This window comes from Gillisella terrae, from assembly GCF_004801395.1.
In the GTDB taxonomy this organism is placed as follows: Bacteria; Pseudomonadota; Alphaproteobacteria; order Rhizobiales; family Rhizobiaceae; genus Allorhizobium; species Allorhizobium terrae.
Genome location: NZ_SSOA01000015.1, coordinates 37,728 through 59,140, shown reverse-complemented (window position 1 = coordinate 59,140; position 21,413 = coordinate 37,728). Strand labels below are relative to the sequence as shown.

Below are 21,413 nucleotides of genomic sequence, written 5' to 3'. Positions count from 1 at the left end.
GCTATCCTTTGTGAAGTGGGGCCTGGGTGCCCCCTGTTGTCAGAGATGGTGAAGTTCTGGTCTGGGGACGGCCTTTTAGCAGGCGTCTCAGACGAATCATGATCGGCATGCGCAGGTGGCGAAGGGCGCGCGGATTGGTCAGTGCTGCTTTGATTGCACCCGATATCGAGCGCGCCTTGAGGCTGTTGATCAAAGAGATGAAGGCATGGGCTTCATGCAGGCTGACGGTGCGCTTCTTTTGCGCGGCCAAGGCTTCACCCTGCAAGGGATAGCGTTGCAGAAAGCCACGATCGGCGGCCAGCATGGCATCCACATGATGAAGATGCAGCACCCGCGAAATCGAACCTGCCCGGATATAATAAACATAGCCAGCTGTGGGAACGATGGCGCAGCGCCCGCCTTCCGCAAGGGCTGAGGCCAGCAACAGATAATCCTCGCCAATGCGCAGGCTCTCGTCAAACTGAAGGCCTTTGGAGCGCAGGAAGTCACGCTCGAAAACCGGCTTCATATAGCCAAAATTATGCTCGCTTCGAAACAGGATGTTGGAGGCAATGAAATTGGCAAGGTCAATCTGCCCCCGCTGGGCCAAAGCCTCTTCCAGAAACATGGTTCGGCAATTGTTATCGAGATCAATAACGTCGAGGTTATCGACCACGATCTGCGCGCCCGCTTCTTTGGCCCGCTCCAGCATGTGGAACAGGCGCATGGGCTTGAACACGTCATCGGAATCCAGCACGGCAATCCATCGGCCCTTGGCGGCAGCAATGGCTGCGTTTCGGGCACCACCCGGTCCCTTGTTTTTGTCCAGCGCAATCAAATGCACCCTTGGGTCTTTGATGGCCAAAACCCGCTCAACGGTGTCATCAGAAGAACAATCGTCAGCAACGATCACTTCAACGGTGACATTGACCTGCGCCAACGCACTCTCAATCGCCCGCTCAATGGTATCGGCGGCATTATAGGCCGCAATAACAATACTGACATCCGGAACCAGGCTGCTCATGGCGAAACGGCCTCCAGCGCCCCATACTGGTGGATTTCACGAAATCCAAGAATGCCCGATAGGGCTCCGACATGCAAAACGCCGCGCAACACAAAGCGATTGCGGCGAATGGGCGCAAAAACCACGAGCAGTGCGGCGATGAAGCAAAATGCGGCTTTGGCGGCTGTGATGATCAGGCTTTTGATTTTGCCCAAAGTGCCAGCACCTTCTGCCACCAGTCGGCCATGGGTTTGCCCCATGCGATAGCGGCGCTTTGCCAGCCAGTCAAAGCGGGCGCGCGGGTTTGGCACGGCTTCATAGAGCAGCGCTTCCGGCGCATAGGCAATGGTGCCGCCAGAGCGATGAATATGGGTGAAATATTCCGTGTCCTCACCCCCGGTTTTGCCAAGCGCCAGATTGAAGCGCCTGCCGGAAAGATGCGCAGAGCGCAGATCAAGCAGCACATTGCAGGTGTAGCCTGTGCGGATTTCTCCCTTCACAAACACCGGAAAGGTCGAGTGGAAATCACCCTTGCGCATCCATTCGGGTGCGCTGTCCTGATAACCGGCCCGCACGGGCCCAAGCACAGCATCGGCCTTTGTCTGTTGGGCGATTGTCAAAAGCTGTGCAAGCCAGCTTTCAGTCGCCGTCTCATCATCATCGATAAAGGCCAGAAAATCGGCATCGCTGGTATCGAGACATGCATTGCGGGCTATGGAAATATTGCCAGCCGGGCAGTGCACGTAAGTCACCGGCCATGGCAGATTTGGCAAAAGGGCATTGACCAGCGGTTGGGCGCTTGGGGTTTGGTCATTATCGGCAATGATCACGCGCAGGCGCACATTCTGAGGCACATCCACCATGGCCAAAGACAACAAGGCCGCCTTCAACTCGGGCCGTCGAAAGGTGCAAATGCCAATATCGATCCGCAAGCTCGAGGTTGTTTGAGTCAAGATGTCACCTCCTGACGCGGGTGAAGAGACTGGGATTTGCGTGAGCGTACATCCAGCACCTCGCGCCAAAAGCCCGCCGACCAGGCAAAATGCATGATCATGGCTGACACAGAGGCCAAAAGCCCCAGCGGTTTTTGCGCGCCAAACGTCAGCCACGCGCCATAGGCGATACAGGCAAAGGCCCACAGGATGAAGGGAACGACGGCAAGCCAGCTGATCAGGCCCAGCAGGGCAAACAGCGTCACGGGTGCTACCGTCAGCGGAATAAGCTGGCGCAGGCTTGGGCGGGAATTGTGCTTGAGAAAATTCTTGGCGCGGCCCCGGCCGTAGCCAAAATATTGCCGAAACAGTGGCAGCGGACTGGAGCGCGGATAATAAGTCATCGAGGTTTCCGCCGTCATCCAGACGCGAAAGCCAGCCTTGTTCAACCGATAGTCAAACTCGGCGTCTTCATTGTGGCGAAAGGTTTCATCATAGCCATTGATGGCTTTGAAAGCTGAAATCCGCACCAGCGCATGATGCCCATGGTCTGTCCAATGACTTTTTGCGCCGACGCGATGACGTGAACCGCCATTGCCCAGCTTGGAATTTTGCGCAAGCGCCGTGGCTTTCTGGAAGGTACCAAAGCCCACCGTCAACATGCCCACCACCACGGAATCCGCGCTGGTTTCCAGCGCCTCTGAAATCAGCGTCTGGCAATAGTCTTGCGGGTAGGTGCCATGGGCGTCAATGCGGATCAGATAATCATAGCCATCACCAAATTGGGCAACAGCGAGATTGACCGCAGCACTCTGGATTTTAGCCGGATTGTTGATCAGATGAACCTTGGCATTGCGCGAAACGATTTTTGAAACAATCGCTTGCGTGCCATCCTTGCTGCCGCCATCAGCGACAACGATGTCGGCGTCCAGCTCAACAAGGGCGCGCTCCAGATTGGCAATCACGCCTTCTATGTGCTTTTCTTCATTGAGGCATGGGATCACAATAAGGCATCGTACGGATTTAAGCTTGTCAGCCATCATGAACGTTCACCTTTGTTGCTGGGGGTGTCGAGGTTGAACCTGTTGCCGGTCCGGAGCGGGTTGGCTTTTGCCGCGCCATGACCGAGCGTGAGGGCGAGGCAGGAAGGGCCGCAAGCCGGGCGACAAAATTCTCGCAATCGCTTTTGTTTAATGTGAAATGTCGCGGGTTCTGAGTATTGAGATGCTCGACTGCCTGGCGGTAGCGCTCGCTCGTCATGCTTTCAAACAGCGAGGTCAAGGCCGCAACGCTTGCATCGCCAATTTCAAAACCAATGGCTTTTCCATCGAGATAACGTGCGGTTTCCGTGCCTTTCAGCGCAATCGGAATGCCTGCGTGGCGGCAACCTTCGTACAATCGATTGGGCAACAGCCAAGAGGAGTTCTGACCCTCTTCATAGAAGTCAATCGCCCAGACAAAGTGGATCTGGCTGTAGATTTCGGCCAGATCCTCTGGATTGCGATAGGCACCATGAAAGGAAATATAAGGCTCGCGCGCAATCAGTGCGTCGAAATCGTCAAATTCACTATGCGCCGGACGACCGCGCATATCCACCACCACGCGCCCATCCATGGCGCGGGTAAATTCGGACAAAAGCTTGAGCGATTTTGCACAGCGCAATGCGCCGAACCAGCCGATTTTCCAGGGCTGTTCAGAGGTTGGCGGCCTATGTGAAACCGGCGCGGGATTTTGCGTGTTTTCAAGATCAAGCACTTTGTTTTCCAACAGCATGACCGGAAGATCCACTTCGGACAGAGGCTTGAAATAGTGCTCGACAAAAGCTGGTGAACTGGTGATCAGCAGGCTGGCATCGCGGCTGAAGCGCCCTTCAAGGCTGCGCAGGGCAGAGCCGATCACATCCTTGCGCAGCATCAGCCGATGAATGTCGAGACATTCATACACCATGGGCACCGCTGCTCCAAAGATATGGCGTGCCCGGTGCGCGACACTCAACATTTCCAGATTGCGGGCAATGATAACATCGGGTCTGGGCAGATGACCGAGCTTTGATTTCACCAACAGGCTGGCTTTGATGACGGAGGCCGCCCGTTGCACAAATTGCCCGTCAGATGTGGTGCCCAGTTCGATCGGCTGAACGCCTTCCACGGCGGCCAGCGCGTTTTCATCCCGGCGAAACCCGGCCAGCATGACCTCTGCACCACCGGCGCGCAGCATCAGCACCCGGCGGCGAATGGCCGGGTCTGCAAGGTCATGGGCTAGGTAAAGGACACGCAGGGTCATAAATCCTCTAAGTCAGTTTGGAAGCAGAGTGGCCGTCAGGCCCATGGCATGGCTTATTGCAGCTTGCAGGCAACCGAGGTCGGGAACTGGCATTTGTCGCCCAAGGCCGTAAATGCCACGCGCTCAACCGTCATGGTCTGGGGCGATGTGTAGGAAAACGGCCCCATCCAGTCGGTGAGGGTATCGGTGCCCCACAGGCTCAGGAAGATCTTCTGGCTATGGGAGGGAAGCTTGGCCGGATCGGTGACGTCCTGCACCATTTTGCCATTGACGTAAAAACGCAAACGGTCTTTTTCCCACACGAAGGCATAGTCATTGAAAGCTTTGTTGGCACCCCCCGGCACAGGCACCAGCTTTTCGTTGTCGCCCTTGGCAGAGATATATTGATTGACCTGCACCTCGTTCAGGTTCTTGCCCAAAATCTCAAAATCGATTTCATCGTGAGGCGATTTATCGACCGGGCCGATGAAGCTGAAAAAGGCAGAGTTCAAACCGGAAATATCGGCGGCTTTCATGCGCACTTCATAGGTGCCATAGCCAAACCGCTGTTTGGTCTGAATTTCGGCGCAGGAAAACTTGCGCTCTTTAAGGGGTGTATTGTTGAAGGTCAGTTGCAGATGACCATCCTCAACCTTGATATTGTTTTTGGTCCATGTGCAATTCTGATGTGCGCCATTGTTCCAGCCGTCGGAAATATACCAACGGGCCGAATCCAGCGTCTTGAAGGTGTCTACGAACGATTGTCCGGTCGGACCCTGCTGGGCGTGCGCAACAGAGAAGCTCATCGTGGCGGCGAAGACGCCGAGGATTGAGCGCGAAATGCTCCGAAAATGTGGGGTGTAGGTCATATTAGTCTCCTTTTCCGAGAACTAAACGCGCACGCTCAGTCATTTGGGGGCTTGTTGCAGATGATCGAGACGTGGTGCGCTGTCCTGTGGTGACGGCATAAAGGCGTGGGGCAAACTGTTGCACGAGGTAGTGCGAGGTCAGCGCTAGCGAAAAGGTGAGTGGAACGACTGCCACATAGAACAGCGGATAAAAATCGATGTTGATCTTGCCCCACACCAACCAGGCCATCATCATGATTGGATAGTGGGTGCAAAATATCCAGAAACTCAAGCCGTTTGGTGCCTGTACCAAGGCCTGTCCAAAGCGGGTATTCAGCAACAGCCGGGTCATGGTCCATGCCCCGAGGCCGCCTATGACCGCCACCAGCTTTTCGAAAGATTGAAGCCAGACAGGCCTGTCCTCCATGCCATTGCTGTAGAGGGCAATGAACAGGAGCAGCGCGCACACCCCGATGGCAGAGATCATCGGAAGCGCAAAGCGATCCAGCTTTTTGATGTTGATGCCATGCAGCGCAATGGCGGCTCCGGTTGAAAATCCAAAGACAATGGATTTCTTCAGGAAAATCAGATTTGGAACCGGCAGCACCGCATAGAGCAACAGCAGCGACAAAGTGATGATCGGATAGCGCTTGACCAACAGGCCGATCAAGGGTGCCATGACAATGCACAGCAGCAAATCACGCAGGAAATACAAAGGCAGGTTTATGGGCATGGTTTCTGTGGCAAAAACCAGATTAATCAGCTCCCGCAGGGATGTATCCGACATGTCCGGGAAATAGCCGAGCCCGAAATCCCAGATTTGCAAAAGAGCGATACCGGCCAGAAACACGGCATTCCAGAGCAAAAAGGGCAGAAACAGGCTGCTCAATTTGGACTTGAGGATTTTGCGATAACTCAGCGTCTCAAGCCCCTTGCGAAACAACAGAAGACCGGAAATCGCGCTCAGGCACGGCACACCAATACGAAAGAGCACGTCGTTCAGAAAAACCCGCATGCCATCAAATGCACCATATTGGCCGAGGTAGGCATTGGACTCCGGATCAAAAGGAACATGCACGAAGACAATACCGGCAATCAGCAAAAGCCGTGCAATATTGATTCGGGCAGATAACTCTTGATCGATCTTCACGATGCGGGTCTCTCCTGTCCTGACAGTCTCAAGGGCGATCCCAGAGCGGATGCGGCGGCGAGGTGATTTGAGGCACCTGCTCTTCGCATCAAGGGCGACCTTCCCATTGTGGTAATGTGAACTAAAAAATGTGGCAGCGCAGCAAAAAAATCACCTTGGACGGCGCAAAGCTGCATAAAAATCTGCACCCTTGGTTTCACCGCAAGCGGCATGACTGCGACGGTTTTCTGCAAATATGCCGTGATTTCAATCGTTTAAATGAAAATTGATGGCTTGAGCCTGCTATGCAAATAAGAGGTGATATTTCTGCAAATTTTCGCAAAATAAGCGCTAATCCATGCATTTAACGCGAGCCTCGTGCCATGGATGACAAAATATCGCCCAATTGATGCCGCCGTTGGGGAAGGGCGCTCCGAAAAACTCAAAGTGAGCAGGTGCAACAATTTTGCTTGCCAATTGAGCGACCATTCCCCTAAGTTCACTCAAACATTACCATCATGGTAAACTGAGATGGGAAACGGAAAAGCGCCTCATTGATTGTCCCCGATCGGATTTTCAGTGTGCAGCGGCGGCGGTGAAGTCACCAGCATTATGAACCGCTTTGAATGAGAAGTGAGTTGCTTTGGACAGGATTGATCTGTGAAAATCTGGCGACCTGACGAACAAGAGCAAATGTCCGATACCGATGAGGTGGTGTTTGCACATCTGACAGAAAACCGCTCGCGCGCCGCTGTGCGCGGCGCGTTCTGGTCGGCGCTTGATACGTTGATTCCCAATGCGTTGAACAGCGCGGTGTTCATCATCACCTCGCGTTATCTGGCTCCCCATGATTTTGGTTTGGTGGCCTTGGCCATGAGCGTTGTCAGCTTTGTGGCCAATATCGGCCCCACAGCTTTTGGCGAAGCGTTGATTCAGCAGCAAACCATTCGCAAAAGTCATCTTGATACGGTGTTCTGGCTGGCGCTGCTGTCCGCTGCCATTCTGTATGCAGTGTTGGCGCTCAGCGCGCCGTTTATCTCAAACGCTCTGGGGCAGGAATCCATTACCGCTTTGGTGATGGTGGTCGGTTTGAAAATATTTTTCGATATGACCGCCATTGTGCCCAATGCTCTGATTGGACGCACCATGTCCTTTCATCTGGCGGCCGTGCGCACCGCCATTGCCACGCTGATTTCCGGAACCATTTGCATAAGCTTGATCTTTGCCGGTTTTGGTCTTTGGTCACTGGCGATTGCCCAGGTTGCGGCTCCGATTGCCAGCTGCACGGCGGCTTTTTGGGGCGCTGGCTGGTTGCCGGGGTTTCGCATCAAGCTTGCGAGCCTGAAAGAGCTGCTGCATTACGGGCTTTTCGCCTCGGCCAATCGGTTTTTGACGGCCATGAGCCTTGATCAGCTGATTATTGGCTCTCTGATCAATCCGGCGGCGCTGGGGCTTTACAATTTCTCACGCCGTTTGTTCGAGATGATCAACGGCGTTGTGGCGGGCGGTCTGACACCAGTCACCCATGTGCTGTTGTCGTCCTTGCAACATGACCGCTCGAAGGTGCGCGATGCCTTCCTGATGGCTACATTTGGCTGCTCTTTGATTTCGTTTCCGGCCTTCATGGGTCTGGCGGCAGTGGCCGATGATGCCATTCCGCTGGTGTTTGGTGATCATTGGGCACCTGCCATCTGGCCAGTTCGTGCCTTTTGCGTGATTGGGCTGATGAGTGGTATCGGTGTTATTCAGGCCTCCCTGATCACCAGTCAGGGCAAGTCAAACTGGTGGTTCTACTATCAACTGCTGCGCAATGTCGTCACCATCGCAACGGTGCTCTGCCTCTACACCTACGGCATTACGGTGATCGCCATCGGCCTGATGCTGGGCACGCTTTGCCTTTGGCCCATCACATTGTGGATGGTGACGCGCATTATCAATATGAGCATCGCGGTCTATTTTGGTCAGTTTTTGCGGCCTGCGGCGGCCTATCTCGTCATGCTGGCGGCGGTGCTGGGCGTGGGGCATCTGCTTCAAGACTGGTCGGTGGTTGCACGGCTGCTGATCGAGATCGGCGTTGGGGCGGTGGTTTATCTGTCAATCATTGCGGTGTTGTGCGGTGACAGGATGATGTTTTTGGCCAAGACAATTCTGCGTCGTCGCCAAAGCGCATGAAACCTGTCTATGCGCTTGCATCCGGCCAGGATGCCGCAGCTCTCACGGGGCGTGGCAGCCGGAAACAACCAACTTGGGTGAGATTATCATGCTGTTGACCTTTATCATTCCCGTTCGACACCCGGATAACGCCCGTGACTGGGGGGCGTTGTGCGCGCGCCTGTCGCAGACCATTGCGTCCATTGCAGCACAAACCCATGATGATTGGCGCTGCGTTATTGTTGCAAACGAAGGGGCAAGCCTGCCGCCGATGCCAGAGCGGTTTTTTGTAGAGCGCGTCACTTTTGGGCCAAATCCGCATTATGATCTGCAACGTGATAATCTGGAAGCCGGCTATGATGCCGTGCGGCTGGACAAGGGGCGGCGCATTCTGTCCGGCATGCTGGCAGCCTCCGATAGCGATTATTTCATGGTGGTCGATGACGACGATTTTGTCAGTGCGCGGCTGGTGGAACATGTCGCGCAACATCGCGGTGCGAACGGATGGAAAATCAACCTCGGTTTTCTTTGGAATGAAGACGGCCAGATGATGATGGGCTATGACAATTTTGCCCATTTTTGCGGAACATCTCTGATTATCCGCTCTGATCTTTACGAGTTGCCGCAACGTTTTGAAGATTGCTCTGAGGCATTTATCAAATCCATGCTGGGAAGCCACAAGCGCATTGCCGATGCGCTGGCCGAGCGCGGCAAGCCGCTTTCGCCGTTGCCGTTTCGGGGCGCGGTCTATCGCATCGGCCACGCCGGTGCCCACAGCAAATCGGGCAGTATTTTGCGCGCCCATATCTTTTGTCGTGAGACACTGAAAGACGTGCGCAAGCTGGTGCACAATCTGCGGCGATTGCGCGTGGTGGATAGTGCCATGCGCCGGGAATTTGGCTTGCCGGGGCGCAAACGGTCTACGGCCCATGTCGGATAACAATTCAAAATCAGTTCATAGAGGCCAGGAGCGGATATGGCGAAAATAACGGTTATTATTCCCTTCTACCAAAAACAGCCGGGCATTTTGCGCCGGGCGCTGCAATCGGTGTTTGCTCAAAGTTTTCAGGACTTTGACATTGTGGTGGTGGATGACGAATCCCCCTACGCGATTGATCTGGAACTGGAGCCGCTGGGCGCTGAACAGCGCTCACGCATTCACGTGATCCGCCAGAAAAATGGTGGTCCCGGAGGGGCCAGAAACACCGGCCTCGACGCTGTGCCCGCCACCAGTGAATTTGCGGCTTTTCTGGATTCGGATGATGAGTGGACGCCTGATCATCTCAAAAATGCCTACGAGGCCATGACGCAATTTGGCGCGGATTGCTATTGGGCGTCTATTCGCGGTGGGGATGATTTTTATTATCATTTCGGCATGGCCGAGCTGCAAAAGACCGAGCAAAACACGATGCTGCAAGACAATCCCTTGGTGATTGAATTGCCTGAGATGTCCAGTGTCATGCTGAAAAACTGGAGCTTTCTGCATCTGTCATGCATGGTGATTGGCAGACCGCTGTTTGAGAACATTCGCTTTGAAGCCGAGCTGCGGCTGGCGGCAGAAGATGTTCTGTTTTTCTGTGATTGTGTTCTGGAGGCCAAGCGCGTCATTCTATGCGATGCTGCCGGTGCCGTACGCGGCGAGGGCGTCAACATCTTTCACAGCATTGATGCCGCATCACCGCAATTTCTCCAGCAACAATTCAATACCTGGGTGGCGCTTGATACATTGGAGCGTCGCTTTGCCAACAGGCCCGCCGAAATTGCTTCAATCCGTGATTATAAGACCGTGGCGCGAAAGCAGGCGCTCTGGAGCCAGGCCGGTCGGGCCAAAAGAGGCAAAATGCCTCAGTTTTCGGTGCTTTTTCGATGGTTCCGGCGTGATCCGGCCCTGATGCAAAGCGCTTTCTCTCTCGCCGTGGGTAAGTTTTCGCGCTGATACGCCAAGACTTTACCGTGCAGCCCTCTTTTGACCAATCGCCACAAAGGACCAGTCATGCAGCCTTATTATTGGGAATCCGCCCATGGAAACTTCGGTGACGATTTGAATCTTTGGCTTTGGGATTTTCTCCTGCCGGGTTTGCGCGATGTTCATCCTGAAACCCTGCTGGTCGGGGTCGGTACGGTTCTAAACCGTGCTCTTTTGCCCGAAGGCCAGCATAAGCTGGTGATCGGCAGCGGCTTCGGATACGGCAGCCTGCCGGATATGAGCGTCAAGCAGGAATGGGACATCCGCTGTGTGCGCGGACCATTGACGGCGCAAAAGCTTGGTCTTGAGCCGGATAAAGGTATTATTGACCCGGCCGTGATGCTGGCCGAGATGCCGGAATTTCAAAACCTTCCAAAACGCTATAAGAAGAGCTTTGTGCCCCATTGGGAATCGGCCATTGTTGGCATGTGGCCATCGGTTGCCGCTCAGGCAGGCCTCAACTATATTGATCCCTGCGGTGAGGCAAAAGCCGTGATCCGCCAGATTGCCCAGTCCGAATTGATCGTCGCCGAATCGATGCATGGTGCCATTTTGGCCGATGCGTTTCGGGTGCCGTGGGTTGCTGTCAGCACCTCAGCCAGCATCAACAGCTTTAAATGGAATGATTGGGCCTCGACTCTTGATGTGCGCTATCGACCCTTGCAGATCCCGATTTCCAGCCGGGCTGAGGCGAAAATGAAGAATGCCAATTTTTGGGGCATGCGCTTTGAAGCCTATGCACCTGCACCGGAAAATCCCAACGCGCGCGTGGTCGATGAGGCCGCTGTGCAAGAGGCACGAGGCCCACGCCAAACGCCATTGCGCCGGCTGATCAAGCATTCTTTGGCGCTGCCCTCTATGCTTTGTCTCCAAAAGGCCAGCCGCGCTACACCGCAACTGAGCCGCGATTCGGTACTCGCAGAGCGCAAGGCCCGTTTCATGGATGTGATTGAAGGCGTACGCCGCGATTACGGCCTGACGTCATAAGCTACTGCATAATTCCTTAAATCGGAGTGGATTTAAGGAGAAAATTATGCAGCAGCTTAAAAGTGCTACAGCGTCCTTTGTGCGCCATATTTGGCGCACGGCGCTGTCGGTGTTGTTTGTCAGATGTCGTATCCCGCCTATAAGGCGGGATATTTTTATGACCGTTCGGTTTCTGGCGATGCGGGCAGAAGATAGCGAAGGGTTGCCGGTGCGCTGGTATGTTTGGGCGCAGGCTTTGCCTTAAGTGCCGCAGTTTTATCAGCGGCAATGCCGCCAACAATGGCGGGAACCGCCAGCGGGTTTTTCACGGCATAGGCCAGCGCGGATAGCGGGCCGCGTTGATTTTTCAAATCCAGAAAGTGACGCAATTCATAGCGGTCGCGCACGTGCTTTTCGTGGCGCTCCAAAAGTCGGCGCTGGGCGTTGGTCAAAGCATGACTGGCGAGAATCGCCTGATCGGCCTCGTAAAGCCGCTTCAAATCATCCGTTCTGTGCTTGCCGCTTAAGGAATCGTGACGCACAACGGCACCATAGCCGCAGCTATGGATGACTTTATAGCGGGCACCGGCCACCAGTGCGCGGGCATAGAGGTCATAATCCTCTCCGAGGCGCAGGTCTTCCTTGTAGCGCAAGTGATGGCGGTCGAGAAATTCGCGACGCATCACCGGTTTGAGAAAACCGATCTCGCCGCGCTGTTTGCCGCGCTGTGAAATATTGCCGGTGATAAAAGCTTCGAGATCCAGCAGCCGCGCCTGCCGTTGAAATTTTTGCACGCCATTGCGGATCTGGCCCACACTTTCTTCTTTGACGAACACAATGTTGTCGGCAATGAAATCCCATTGATCCTCGGCCAGAATGTGGGTGAAGCGGCCGGGAAGAAAGAAATCGTCGGCATCCAGAATGGCGATAAGAGGGGCCGTCGAGGCCTCAATGGCATGATTGCGCGCAGCCGCCGGGCCACGGTTGCGGTCAAAGCGGATGAGCTTCAGTCGGCCAGTGCCGTCATCGGCAGATAAAACCTCTGCGCCTGTGGTATCCGTCGAGCCATCGTCAACAACGACAACCTCTGTTACCGCCTGTTCTGCCAGGGCCGAACGAACGGCTCTCGCAATTGTCGCTGCCGCATTTTTTGCAGCGATGATAACGCATACGGTGGAATTGGGCGTCATCACGGTCTCCCGTATTCTGGTCTCCTGAGCTTTAGGCCCCATCGGTGACTTTTCAGCTGAGGGCGCATCAAGGCCCGCGAATTTCGCTTGATCGAGAAAGTTAAATTCGAATTTTCACGTGCATCATTTCTGTTGATTTTCATGGGTTATCGCGTTGCATCGCGACCAACTTATGACATCCCAACAGACGAGGCAGACACACGGGAGCAAATCGCTCCGTGCGCTCTAACGCCTACATGGCTATATTGGCTGAAAAGAGACAAGGTGCAAACAGATTATCTCAACCGTTGCGAATGACGGTGTGATTGGTCTCGGGAAGGCCGGGAGCTTTGTTCGCGTCCTGCGGCGATGGGCGTGGCTGCTCCTGCTTGCCAAGCGCTGCTTTTCTCGCCTTTGCTTCCTTGGCAACATAATAAACAATCACCGCAAAATATCCCACCTGCACAACGATGGCAGCAATGATCGTTTTGATGATTGTGTCGGAGAGGGAACCAGACAGATAATAAGTTGTGGCCGCAAAAACCAGCAGCGCTCCAATCATACTGAAGAAGACTTTAGGCGCATGCATGGTTCAGAGCCTCCCCCAAAATGTTCGTCTGTCAATCATTGTTTGCGCTTTCTCCTCAAGGCCACTTTACCATAGTGGTCTTGTCTGTGTCTTACAATATTGAAGCGTTCTCTTCAGTGGTTCTGCGCATAGATTGCTTTCCATAGCGCAAGAGACTTTCCATACCGTTACACAGATGATTCAATTTATCTTGAATTTGAATGGATGCTCTGCGGATTTTATATCAGACTGACCAATGTCCAAGGGCAAACGGCAGATTGTAACACGCTCAATCTGCTATCTAATTTGGGTGCCTTGCCTTTTTGATGGTGTGACGACGGGAGACGAAATTCATCGGTTTTCCCGCGCGCAACAGATCTGATCCGTTTCCGTAAAAGCTGATTCCTGCCGGACTTTTCTTGGTTTTTGGCATTGTTAGGGCATGGCTTGGGGGCATGGTTTCGCTGATCGCGCCTGGCATAGGGGCGGTGTTCGGGCATGCGGAAGTTATCACAAATTGTTACAATATTAGACATAGGTAATTTTAAATGTGCGACGCAATATAATGATGCGATGCAACAGTTGTCTGAACTTTGCTCGCTGCCAGATATCGATCTATGAAAGTTCTATCAAATTTATGTGAAGCCATGAACAAGGCGGAAATTTTTGAATAACAAAGGTTACCAATTGGGAAAGGTTAATGATATTATCAATTCAAATTTACGAAGTTTATAATTCAGAGCGACAGAAATACTTATATTAGGATTTTTTTTACTATAATCTCAAACATATGGCAATCTCTATGATTCCTATCGTTGGAATGTTTTGTGGAGGGGGGATTGCGAAGGACAAATTCTCACCACACACTGTGGCAATGAATACGGACGCGCCCCGCCGGGGCCCGACCCAATCGCCCACGTAAATGGAGGCTCCTCTATGAAGTCCGCGACACGATCGGCCAATTCGCCGTTTTTTAATGCCGCCACATCGGCTTCCCAACCGATTGGTGGTGCAGCGAAACGAAGTCTGGATATTTTTATCGCCTGCATTGCATTGGTTGTTTTCTCCCCGCTCTTTCTGATGATTGCTGCCATGGTGAAGTTCACCGATGGTGGGAGTGTGTTTTATGGTCATCGCCGCATAGGCCACAATGGCCAGGAATTTCGCTGCATGAAGTTTCGCACCATGGTGCAAAATGGCGAAAAAGTTCTGCAAGATTACTTGCGCAACAACCCCGAAGCCTATGAAGAATGGCGCACAACACGCAAGTTGCAAAATGATCCACGCGTGACCGCCGTGGGTTCCGTGTTGCGCAAACTCAGCCTTGATGAATTGCCCCAGCTTCTCAATATCATAAAGGGCGAGATGAGCATTGTCGGACCCCGTCCGGTGGTTGAAGATGAGCTGGAAATGTACGAGGCATCAGCGTTTTATTATCTGCAAACGCGCCCCGGCCTCACAGGTCTTTGGCAGGTTAGCGGTCGCAATGATGTGTCATACGAAACCCGTGTTGCCATGGATACCATGTATGTCAAGAATTGGTCGATCACCAAGGATCTTCTGATCATCATGCGGACCGTTCCAGCGGTGTGCATGTCTCGCGGCAGCTATTAACACTGCGGTATGGGCAGAGCATCACGCTCTGCTTTCTTCGACAAAAACAGTGCTTAGGATTTGCCATGAAGGCTGAAATGATTGCCGGAGGAGGAAAGTCCTCCAGGCGTAGATTGAACGTATCTTCTCTTGCCCTCGCGGGCTTTTTATCTGTCCTGTCGCCCGCCTTTGCGTTTGCGGATGCTTATCATCTTGGGGTGATGGACAAGATCCGTGTGCGGGTTGCAGAGTGGCAAACGGCAGAAGGTGCCGTGCGTGATTGGAGCGCTGTCAGCGGAGATTACTCTGTCAGCGCCTCTGGCACTGTATCGCTGCCGTTTATTGGTGAATTGCCAGCATCGGGCAAAACCACAGCAGAGGTTGCCAGTGAAATTGGCCTCAAGATGCAGCAGTTGTTTGGTCTGAGTGACCGTCCATCGGCATCGGTGGAAATTTCGCAATATCGCCCGGTTTATATGGCCGGTGCCGTGCAAAATCCCGGCGAGTTTCCCTATGCGCCGGGCATGACGGTGTTGAAAGCGTTGAGTGTTGCTGGCGGATTGAAGCGCGCGGAAACCGGACAGTTTGCCCGCAATTTCATTCAGGCGCAGGGCGAAGGCTCTGTGCTGGTGTCCAACCGCAATCGCCTGTTGGTGCGGCGGGCGCGCATTCTGGCCCAGATCAACAACAAGCCAGAAATCGAGATCACCGACGATCTTAAAAAAATCCCGGATATCAAACAGCTTGTCGAATCGGAAACCGCCTTGATGAATTCGCAGCGCACCAATCTCAAGGTGACGCTATCGTCTCTTGCTGATTTGAAGACGTTGTTGACGGCGCAAATCGACGCCTTGGGCAAGAAGCTCGAAACCCAGACTCGCCAGCTTGCGATGGTGGAAGAAGACCGTGACAAGGTCAATAACCTCAGCGAGCAGGGGTTGGCGCTGAGTTCGCGGCGCCTGGCGGTTGAGCAGCAGGTGTCTGATCTCCAGTCAGGGCTTCTTGACATTGATACCGCCACCTTGAAGGCCAAGCAGGATCTCAATAAAGCCCAGCAGGACGAGACAACCACGCGCAATGCCTGGGATGCAAGACTGGCGCAGGAACTGCAAGACACAGAAGCACAGCTTGAAGAGCGGGCGCTCAAACTGGCAACGCAGCAAAGCCTGATGAGTGATGCCTTGCTGCAATCGGCAGAAAGTGCGGCGGCAAAAGATGGCGAGAACGGCTCAAACGTCTCGTACTCTATTGTTCGCGACAAGGACGGCAAGCCAACCGAAATCGCCGCCACCGAAAACACGGTAGTGTTGCCCGGTGATGTGGTGAAAGTGACGGTGAAACTGTCTCAACAAGCCATGCGATGAGGCATTGATGCGAATTGCCAAGGCGCAATTGATAGATCCGGCGCGCAATCAGATTTACGCGATAACGGCAATCACCTTGTCGTTTTTCGTGTTTGCCTATTCGCCTCGGTTTGGGCAGGTCTCCATTCTGCTGTTTTATGGGCTTTGGTTGCCCCTGATTGCGGTGGATTATCGGCGCATCATTGGCAGTCCGCGTGTTTTTCTGCCGATTATGGCGTTTAGCCTGTTTGCAATGCTGTCGGTGTTCTGGTCGGCAGCGCCGTCTGTCACGGCGCGGGCATCCGTTCAGTTCTTTACCCATGTTGTGTGCAGTCTGATTGCCATGCGGGTGGTAAGCAATGATTCCTTTGTCAAAGGGGCGTTGCTGGGCACTATTCTGGTGATGATCTACTCGCTGATGTTTGGCTACTACCTTTTTGATCCGCTGGATGGCACGGTCAGCTTTGTGGGTGCCTTTTCCTCCAAAAACCAGTTGGGGCTTTATGCATCGCTGGGCGTTTATTTCGTCTTCGCCGCCATTGTGATCCTCAAAATGCGTCGGCTGTGGCTGATGGTGGCGTTGGTGACTGCTGTTCTATCGGCCTATTGTTTGAAGCAATCTGAATCCGCCACTTCGGTTCTGACAGTGATTGTGGTGATCGCCGCATCAATGGTTTTGCGCGCTGTTGAGCTGTTGTCGCCCCGCCATCGGATTGTTCTGTTTATTGCTGGCACGGTGCTGGGCAGCCTGTCCATTGCCGCTTTTGTCTACAGCGGCGGGATCGATCTGGTTCTGGGGGCCTTTGGCAAGGATTCAACCCTGACCGGACGCACCTATCTTTGGCAGCAGGGTTTTGCCGCAGCCCTTCAACACCCCATCATTGGGGTTGGCTATCAGGCCTATTGGGTTCAGGGTTTTTCAGAGGCCGAACGGCTTTGGGATGAATTTTACATTCCAACCCGTGCCGGCTTCCATTTTCACAACACCTATATTGAAACAGCGGTTGAAACCGGCGTCATTGGCCTGTTTCTGATGGCTGCCATGCTGTTTACCGCCTTGCTTGGCAGCTTGAAGCGTTTGCTCGTCAATGTGAGAGATCCGGAAGCGGGCGTCTTGTTTGGGCTGGCAATGCTCTTGGTGGAGCGTTCCTTTGTCGAAATTGACGTGTTGTTTGCCTATCAGATTGGCTCGTTCCTGCTGTTCTTTATTCTCGGAAAGCTGGGCCAGCGCAGAAGCACAATCACGGCGGCAGCACCGCGCGTGGTGCGCTATTATGGCAGCGGCTCGATCCAAAGCATGGGTAAGGGGTATTAAGCCCACCTCTTGCACCCTATAAAAAGGCCGGGCATTTTGTGCCCGGCCTTTTTATCGGTTTTGTTGAGTGGGGCTTTTCGTTACAGCGTAACGACCGTCTTTTCCTTGGCGGCCTTGAGGGCTGCATCGGCCAGTTTCAGCGCAATCAAACCATCTTCAATCGACGGTGAAGGTGCCTTGCCGCTCTCGATGCAATCGAGGAAAGCCGAGATTTCAGCGGCATAGGCCGCTGTATAGCGGGTCATGAAGAAATCATGCAGCGGTGGGCGGGTGTAGCCGTCCTTGGTGGCGATTTCGATGGAGACCGGACGCTGGTTTTCTGCGGCCACCGAGCCTTCCGAACCATGCACTTCAATGCGCTGGTCGTAGCCATAGGTGGCGCGGCGGGAGTTGGAGATGATGGCTTGGCGACCGGACGCCGTTGTCAGCACCAGGCTGGCGCTGTCATAATCGCCCAGTTCGCCAATCTTTGGGTCAACCAGAACCGAGGCCGAGGCCATGACCGAGGTGATTTCTTCGCCCAGCAGGAAGCGGGCAATGTCAAAATCATGAATGGTCATGTCGCGGAAAATGCCGCCCGACACCTTGATATATTCTGGCGGCGGTGCGCCCGGGTCGCGGCTGGTGATGGTGACCATCTCGACCTTGCCGATTTTGCCATCATCAATCGCCTTGCGAACCGCCTGGAAATGCGGATCAAAACGGCGGTTGAAGCCAAGCATGACCTTGCCGCCGTTTTTACGCACCACATCTGCGCAAGCCTGCGCGCGGCTCACGTCCAGATCGATCGGCTTTTCGCAGAAAACCGCCTTGCCAGCATTGGTAAAGCGCTCGATCAAATCGGAATGGGTGTTGGTGGGGGTGCAGATCAGCACGGCATCAATCGAGGCATCGGCCTCAATCTCTTCGATTGTTTTGACCTCTGCGCCATAAGCATCGGCAATCGCCTTGGCAGCTTCGGGGAATGCGTCGGCAACGGCGACCAATTGGGCGCGCTTGTCTTCACCAATTGCTTTCGCATGCACTTTGCCAATACGGCCTGCGCCCAGAAGGGCCAGTTTTTTCACCATGATGTTTTCCTCCCGGCTTTGCCCCAGCGGGGCGAAAAGCACATGACACGTTAAAACCACGCAAACCGAACAGCGAAGGGGAGTCTCTCGGCCCTTGCGCCACCCGCGTTTGGAATATACGTTCCATTTTGCTAGAATGGGATCGTGGTGATGTCAAGGCAGGCTTTTGCCCGGTTGAGACAGGTTTCACCTTCACACCAACAGTTAAGGCCCTTTACCCGCCATGTCAGACACAATGTCGCAGGAAATCGCCGCCGCCCCCGATAGTATCAAGGCTTTTGATGAGCGTTTGGTGCAGGTTGCGGATACTCTGCCCAAGCGGCTGAAGCAATGCGCCGATTATGTGGCCAACAACAAGGACCGCATTGCCGTCTCCACCGTTGCCGAAATGGCAGAAGGGGCGGGCGTGCAACCTTCGGCCTTTATGCGCTTTTGCCAAATCCTTGGATTTTCTGGATTTTCTGAAATGCAACGGCTGTTTCGCGACTCATTTGTCGGCGGCTGGCCGGATTATTCCACCCGCCTGCATCATTTGCGCGAAACCGCATCGGGCAGTCCCTCGGCGCTTTTGGCGGAATTTGCTGAGGCTGGGCGCGTGTCGCTGGAAGGCCTGCTGCAAACGGTGGATTCGCAAGCGCTGGAACAGGCGGTGCAGACACTGAGCACGGCAAGAATGATTCATATTGTTGGCATGCGACGCTCCTTTCCCGTTGCCAGCTATATTGCCTATGCCTTTGAAAAAATGGCAGTTCCCGCCATGTTGCATAGCGCGGTTGGCAAGCTGGAAAGCCACCACGCCATCCGCGAGGGTGATGTGATGCTGGCCATTACCTTTTCGCCCTATTCGGCCGAAACCCTTGATCTTGTCGAGCAGGTGGCAGCCCGTGGCATTGAGGTGGTGGCGATAACCGATAAGAATTTCAGTCCCTTACAAAAATTTGGAGCCCTGACGCTCACCGTGTCCGAGGTGGATTTTGGCGCGTTCCGCTCGCTCTCTGCCACGCTCTGTCTGGCCATTGCGCTGTCGGTGGCGGTGGGAACTATGCGACAAGATGACTGAACATTTGTGTTGAAGTCTGAAAAATAGAATATATAGTCCATTTTAATGCAAATTTAGAACGGCCTGCCGGGAGAAAGGCTGTTGTGGCGCGAAGTGCGGATCTGTGCTTCCCGCCATCTAAGGAGGGTGTTGTGCCGAAACTTGATCTGATTACCATCGGCCGTTCCTCGGTCGATCTTTACGGCGCGCAAGTGGGTGGCCGCCTCGAAGATATGGCCTCTTTCAACAAATATATCGGCGGCTCCCCCACCAACATCGCGGCTGGCACGGCGCGTCTTGGCCTGAAATCGGCTCTCATCACCCGCGTCGGCGATGAGCATATGGGCCGCTTTATCCGCGAACAGCTGGTGCGCGAAGGTGTGGATGTGCGCGGCGTCAAGACCGATCCCAAACGGCTGACGGCGCTGGTTTTGCTCGGTATTCGCGATGAGCACCAGTTTCCGCTGATTTTCTACCGTGAAAACTGCGCCGATATGGCGCTGTGCGAGGATGATATTGATCCGGCGTTTGTGGCCGAGGCTGGCTGTGTTTGCGTCACAGGAACGCATCTGTCGCATCCCAACACGGAAGCAGCGGTGCTGAAAGCGCTGCGTTTGGCGCGCGACAATGGTGCAAAAACCGCGCTGGATATTGATTATCGCCCCAATCTCTGGGGCTTGGCTGGTCACGGCGATGGCGAAAGCCGATTTATCGAATCCCAGGCCGTCACCACCAAGCTGCAATCGACCCTGCATTGGTTTGACCTGATTGTCGGCACGGAAGAAGAATTCCACATTGCTGGTGGCTCGACCAACACCATTGAGGCGCTGCGCGCAGTGCGCAAGGTGTCCAAGGCCACATTGGTGTGCAAGCGCGGTCCCATGGGGGCTGTGGTGTTTGAGGGTGATATTCCAGACAGCCTCGATGATGGCCAGACCGGCCAAGGCTTTCCGATTGAAGTCTTCAATGTGCTGGGCGCGGGCGATGGTTTTATGTCTGGCCTTTTGAAAGGCTGGTTGACGGGCGAGGATTGGCCCACGGCCTTGAAATTTGCCAATGCCTGCGGTGCCTTTGCCGTATCGCGCCATGGCTGCACCCCTGCCTATCCCAGCCTTGAAGAGCTGGATTATTTCTTCAAAACCGGCATTCGCAACAAGGCGCTGCGCAAGGATGCAGCGCTGGAACAGGTGCATTGGTCCACCAACCGCGATGGGGAATGGCCGCAGATGCGGGTGTTTGCCTTCGACCACCGTATGCAGTTGGAAGCTATGTGCGATGAGGCTGGCGTTTCCCATGAGCGGATCGGCGCTTTCAAGCAGCTTTGCCTCAAGGCGGCGCAGCAGGTGTCCAATGGTCAACCCGGTTATGGCATTTTGTGCGATAGTCGTCTGGGTCGTGATGCGCTATATCAGGCCTCCGGGTCTGGCCTTTGGATTGGCCGTCCTGTCGAATGGCCCGGTTCTCGCCCGCTGACACTGGAGCCGGAACTGGGTGAGGATTTTGGTGGTCTTACCGAATGGCCGGTGGAAAATGTCGTCAAGGTTCTGTGCTTCTATCATCCTGATGATGATGCAGCGATGAAGGAACACCAAGAAAATACGGTAAAACGTCTTTTCACGGCGGCCCGCCGTAACCGACTGGAAATGCTGTTAGAGATTATTCCCTCTAAGGTCGGTCCAACCGATGATGATACCGCCGCCACCATCATTCAGCGCTTTTACGACATTGGTGTCTATCCCGATTGGTGGAAGCTTGAGCCGATGAAGACGAAAGCCGCCTGGGCCAATGCGTGTGACGCGATTTCCCGCAATGATCCCTATACGCGGGGCATTGTCGTGCTGGGTCTGGATGCGCCCGCAGCCGAGCTGGAAGAAAGCTTCAAAACGGCAGCCAGCTTTGATCTGGTCAAGGGTTTTGCCGTTGGGCGCACCATTTTTGGTGATGCGGCCCGCAAATGGTTGGGTGGTAACCTGTCGGATGACGATGCGATTGCTGACATGGTGAGCAAATACACATCGCTGTGTCAGGTCTGGGATAAAGCGCGCGCAAGCGTCTGATGACTAAAAAGTTTCAGGGAGAG

General features: G+C 54.2%; 18 protein-coding genes. 9 read left to right on the top strand and 9 right to left on the bottom strand.

What is annotated here, in order from left to right:
- Window position 1: 1 nt before the first annotated feature.
- Genes E6C51_RS18910 through E6C51_RS18885 form a run of 6 tightly spaced genes read right to left on the bottom strand, consistent with a single transcriptional unit; the run spans window position 2 to window position 6,174 of the window.
- On the bottom strand, window positions 2–1,003 hold the full coding sequence (locus E6C51_RS18910; protein WP_190237145.1) for a glycosyltransferase family 2 protein: 1,002 nt from the start codon (window positions 1,001–1,003) through the stop codon (window positions 2–4).
- Complete coding sequence (locus E6C51_RS18905; protein ID WP_190237144.1) at window positions 1,000–1,935, bottom strand: glycosyltransferase; 936 nt, start codon at window positions 1,933–1,935, stop codon at window positions 1,000–1,002. The genes E6C51_RS18910 and E6C51_RS18905 overlap by 4 nt, the downstream gene beginning before the upstream one ends.
- Window positions 1,932–2,957 (bottom strand): glycosyltransferase family 2 protein, encoded by a 1,026-nt coding sequence (locus E6C51_RS18900; protein ID WP_190237143.1) that lies wholly within the window; start codon window positions 2,955–2,957, stop codon window positions 1,932–1,934. Before E6C51_RS18900 ends, E6C51_RS18905 begins: the two co-directional genes overlap by 4 nt.
- Complete coding sequence (locus E6C51_RS18895; RefSeq protein WP_230987461.1) at window positions 2,947–4,197, bottom strand: glycosyltransferase family protein; 1,251 nt, start codon at window positions 4,195–4,197, stop codon at window positions 2,947–2,949. Before E6C51_RS18895 ends, E6C51_RS18900 begins: the two co-directional genes overlap by 11 nt.
- Window positions 4,198–4,250: 53 nt before the next feature.
- Window positions 4,251–5,045: an endo-1,3-1,4-beta-glycanase ExoK gene (exoK, locus tag E6C51_RS18890; RefSeq protein WP_190237142.1), complete on the bottom strand. Its 795-nt coding sequence runs from the start codon at window positions 5,043–5,045 to the stop codon at window positions 4,251–4,253.
- A gap of 1 nt (window position 5,046) precedes the next feature.
- Window positions 5,047–6,174, bottom strand: a complete 1,128-nt coding sequence (locus tag E6C51_RS18885; protein ID WP_230987459.1) for an acyltransferase family protein — start codon at window positions 6,172–6,174, stop codon at window positions 5,047–5,049.
- Between the two features lie 672 nt (window positions 6,175–6,846).
- Between E6C51_RS18885 and E6C51_RS18880 the strand changes: the two genes are divergently transcribed.
- The 4 genes from E6C51_RS18880 (at window position 6,847) to E6C51_RS18865 (ending at window position 11,257) form a co-directional block, all read left to right on the top strand.
- A complete protein-coding gene (locus E6C51_RS18880; RefSeq protein WP_146937929.1) occupies window positions 6,847–8,325 on the top strand; it encodes a lipopolysaccharide biosynthesis protein in 1,479 nt (492 codons plus the stop codon).
- A gap of 85 nt (window positions 8,326–8,410) precedes the next feature.
- Complete coding sequence (locus E6C51_RS18875) at window positions 8,411–9,244, top strand: glycosyltransferase family A protein (RefSeq protein WP_190237152.1); 834 nt, start codon at window positions 8,411–8,413, stop codon at window positions 9,242–9,244.
- Between the two features lie 36 nt (window positions 9,245–9,280).
- Window positions 9,281–10,240: a glycosyltransferase family 2 protein gene (locus tag E6C51_RS18870; protein ID WP_190237141.1), complete on the top strand. Its 960-nt coding sequence runs from the start codon at window positions 9,281–9,283 to the stop codon at window positions 10,238–10,240.
- A 57-nt stretch (window positions 10,241–10,297) separates the two neighbouring features.
- Complete coding sequence (locus tag E6C51_RS18865) at window positions 10,298–11,257, top strand: polysaccharide pyruvyl transferase family protein (protein ID WP_146937883.1); 960 nt, start codon at window positions 10,298–10,300, stop codon at window positions 11,255–11,257.
- 155 nt (window positions 11,258–11,412) lie between these two features.
- Here E6C51_RS18865 and E6C51_RS18860 read toward each other — a convergent pair whose 3' ends face one another.
- Entirely contained in the window at window positions 11,413–12,426 is a 1,014-nt protein-coding gene (locus tag E6C51_RS18860) for a glycosyltransferase family 2 protein (protein WP_190237140.1), read from the bottom strand.
- 280 nt (window positions 12,427–12,706) lie between these two features.
- Window positions 12,707–12,994 carry an exopolysaccharide production repressor protein gene (locus E6C51_RS18855; protein WP_190237139.1) on the bottom strand — a complete coding sequence of 96 codons (288 nt, stop codon included), beginning with the start codon at window positions 12,992–12,994 and terminating at the stop codon, window positions 12,707–12,709.
- Window positions 12,995–13,909: 915 nt separating this feature from the next.
- Here E6C51_RS18855 and E6C51_RS18850 point away from each other — a divergent pair.
- From E6C51_RS18850 to E6C51_RS18840, 3 genes are all read left to right on the top strand, one after another.
- The gene (locus E6C51_RS18850; RefSeq protein WP_190237138.1) at window positions 13,910–14,587 is read left to right on the top strand and encodes a sugar transferase; all 678 of its coding nucleotides are present in this window, start codon (window positions 13,910–13,912) and stop codon (window positions 14,585–14,587) included.
- A 65-nt stretch (window positions 14,588–14,652) separates the two neighbouring features.
- On the top strand, window positions 14,653–15,930 hold the full coding sequence (locus E6C51_RS18845; protein WP_190237137.1) for a polysaccharide biosynthesis/export family protein: 1,278 nt from the start codon (window positions 14,653–14,655) through the stop codon (window positions 15,928–15,930).
- 7 nt (window positions 15,931–15,937) lie between these two features.
- Window positions 15,938–17,224 carry an O-antigen ligase family protein gene (locus E6C51_RS18840; protein WP_190237136.1) on the top strand — a complete coding sequence of 429 codons (1,287 nt, stop codon included), beginning with the start codon at window positions 15,938–15,940 and terminating at the stop codon, window positions 17,222–17,224.
- Between the two features lie 80 nt (window positions 17,225–17,304).
- Here the strand turns inward: E6C51_RS18840 and iolG are convergent, their stop codons facing one another.
- Window positions 17,305–18,294 (bottom strand): inositol 2-dehydrogenase, encoded by a 990-nt coding sequence (gene iolG / locus E6C51_RS18835; RefSeq protein ID WP_190237135.1) that lies wholly within the window; start codon window positions 18,292–18,294, stop codon window positions 17,305–17,307.
- A gap of 235 nt (window positions 18,295–18,529) precedes the next feature.
- Here iolG and E6C51_RS18830 point away from each other — a divergent pair, with 235 nt between their 5' ends.
- Together E6C51_RS18830 and E6C51_RS18825 are read left to right on the top strand one after the other, a co-directional pair.
- Window positions 18,530–19,354 carry a MurR/RpiR family transcriptional regulator gene (locus tag E6C51_RS18830; protein ID WP_190237151.1) on the top strand — a complete coding sequence of 275 codons (825 nt, stop codon included), beginning with the start codon at window positions 18,530–18,532 and terminating at the stop codon, window positions 19,352–19,354.
- Window positions 19,355–19,485: 131 nt separating this feature from the next.
- Entirely contained in the window at window positions 19,486–21,390 is a 1,905-nt protein-coding gene (locus E6C51_RS18825; RefSeq protein WP_190237134.1) for a bifunctional 5-dehydro-2-deoxygluconokinase/5-dehydro-2-deoxyphosphogluconate aldolase, read from the top strand.
- Window positions 21,391–21,413: the final 23 nt, after the last annotated feature.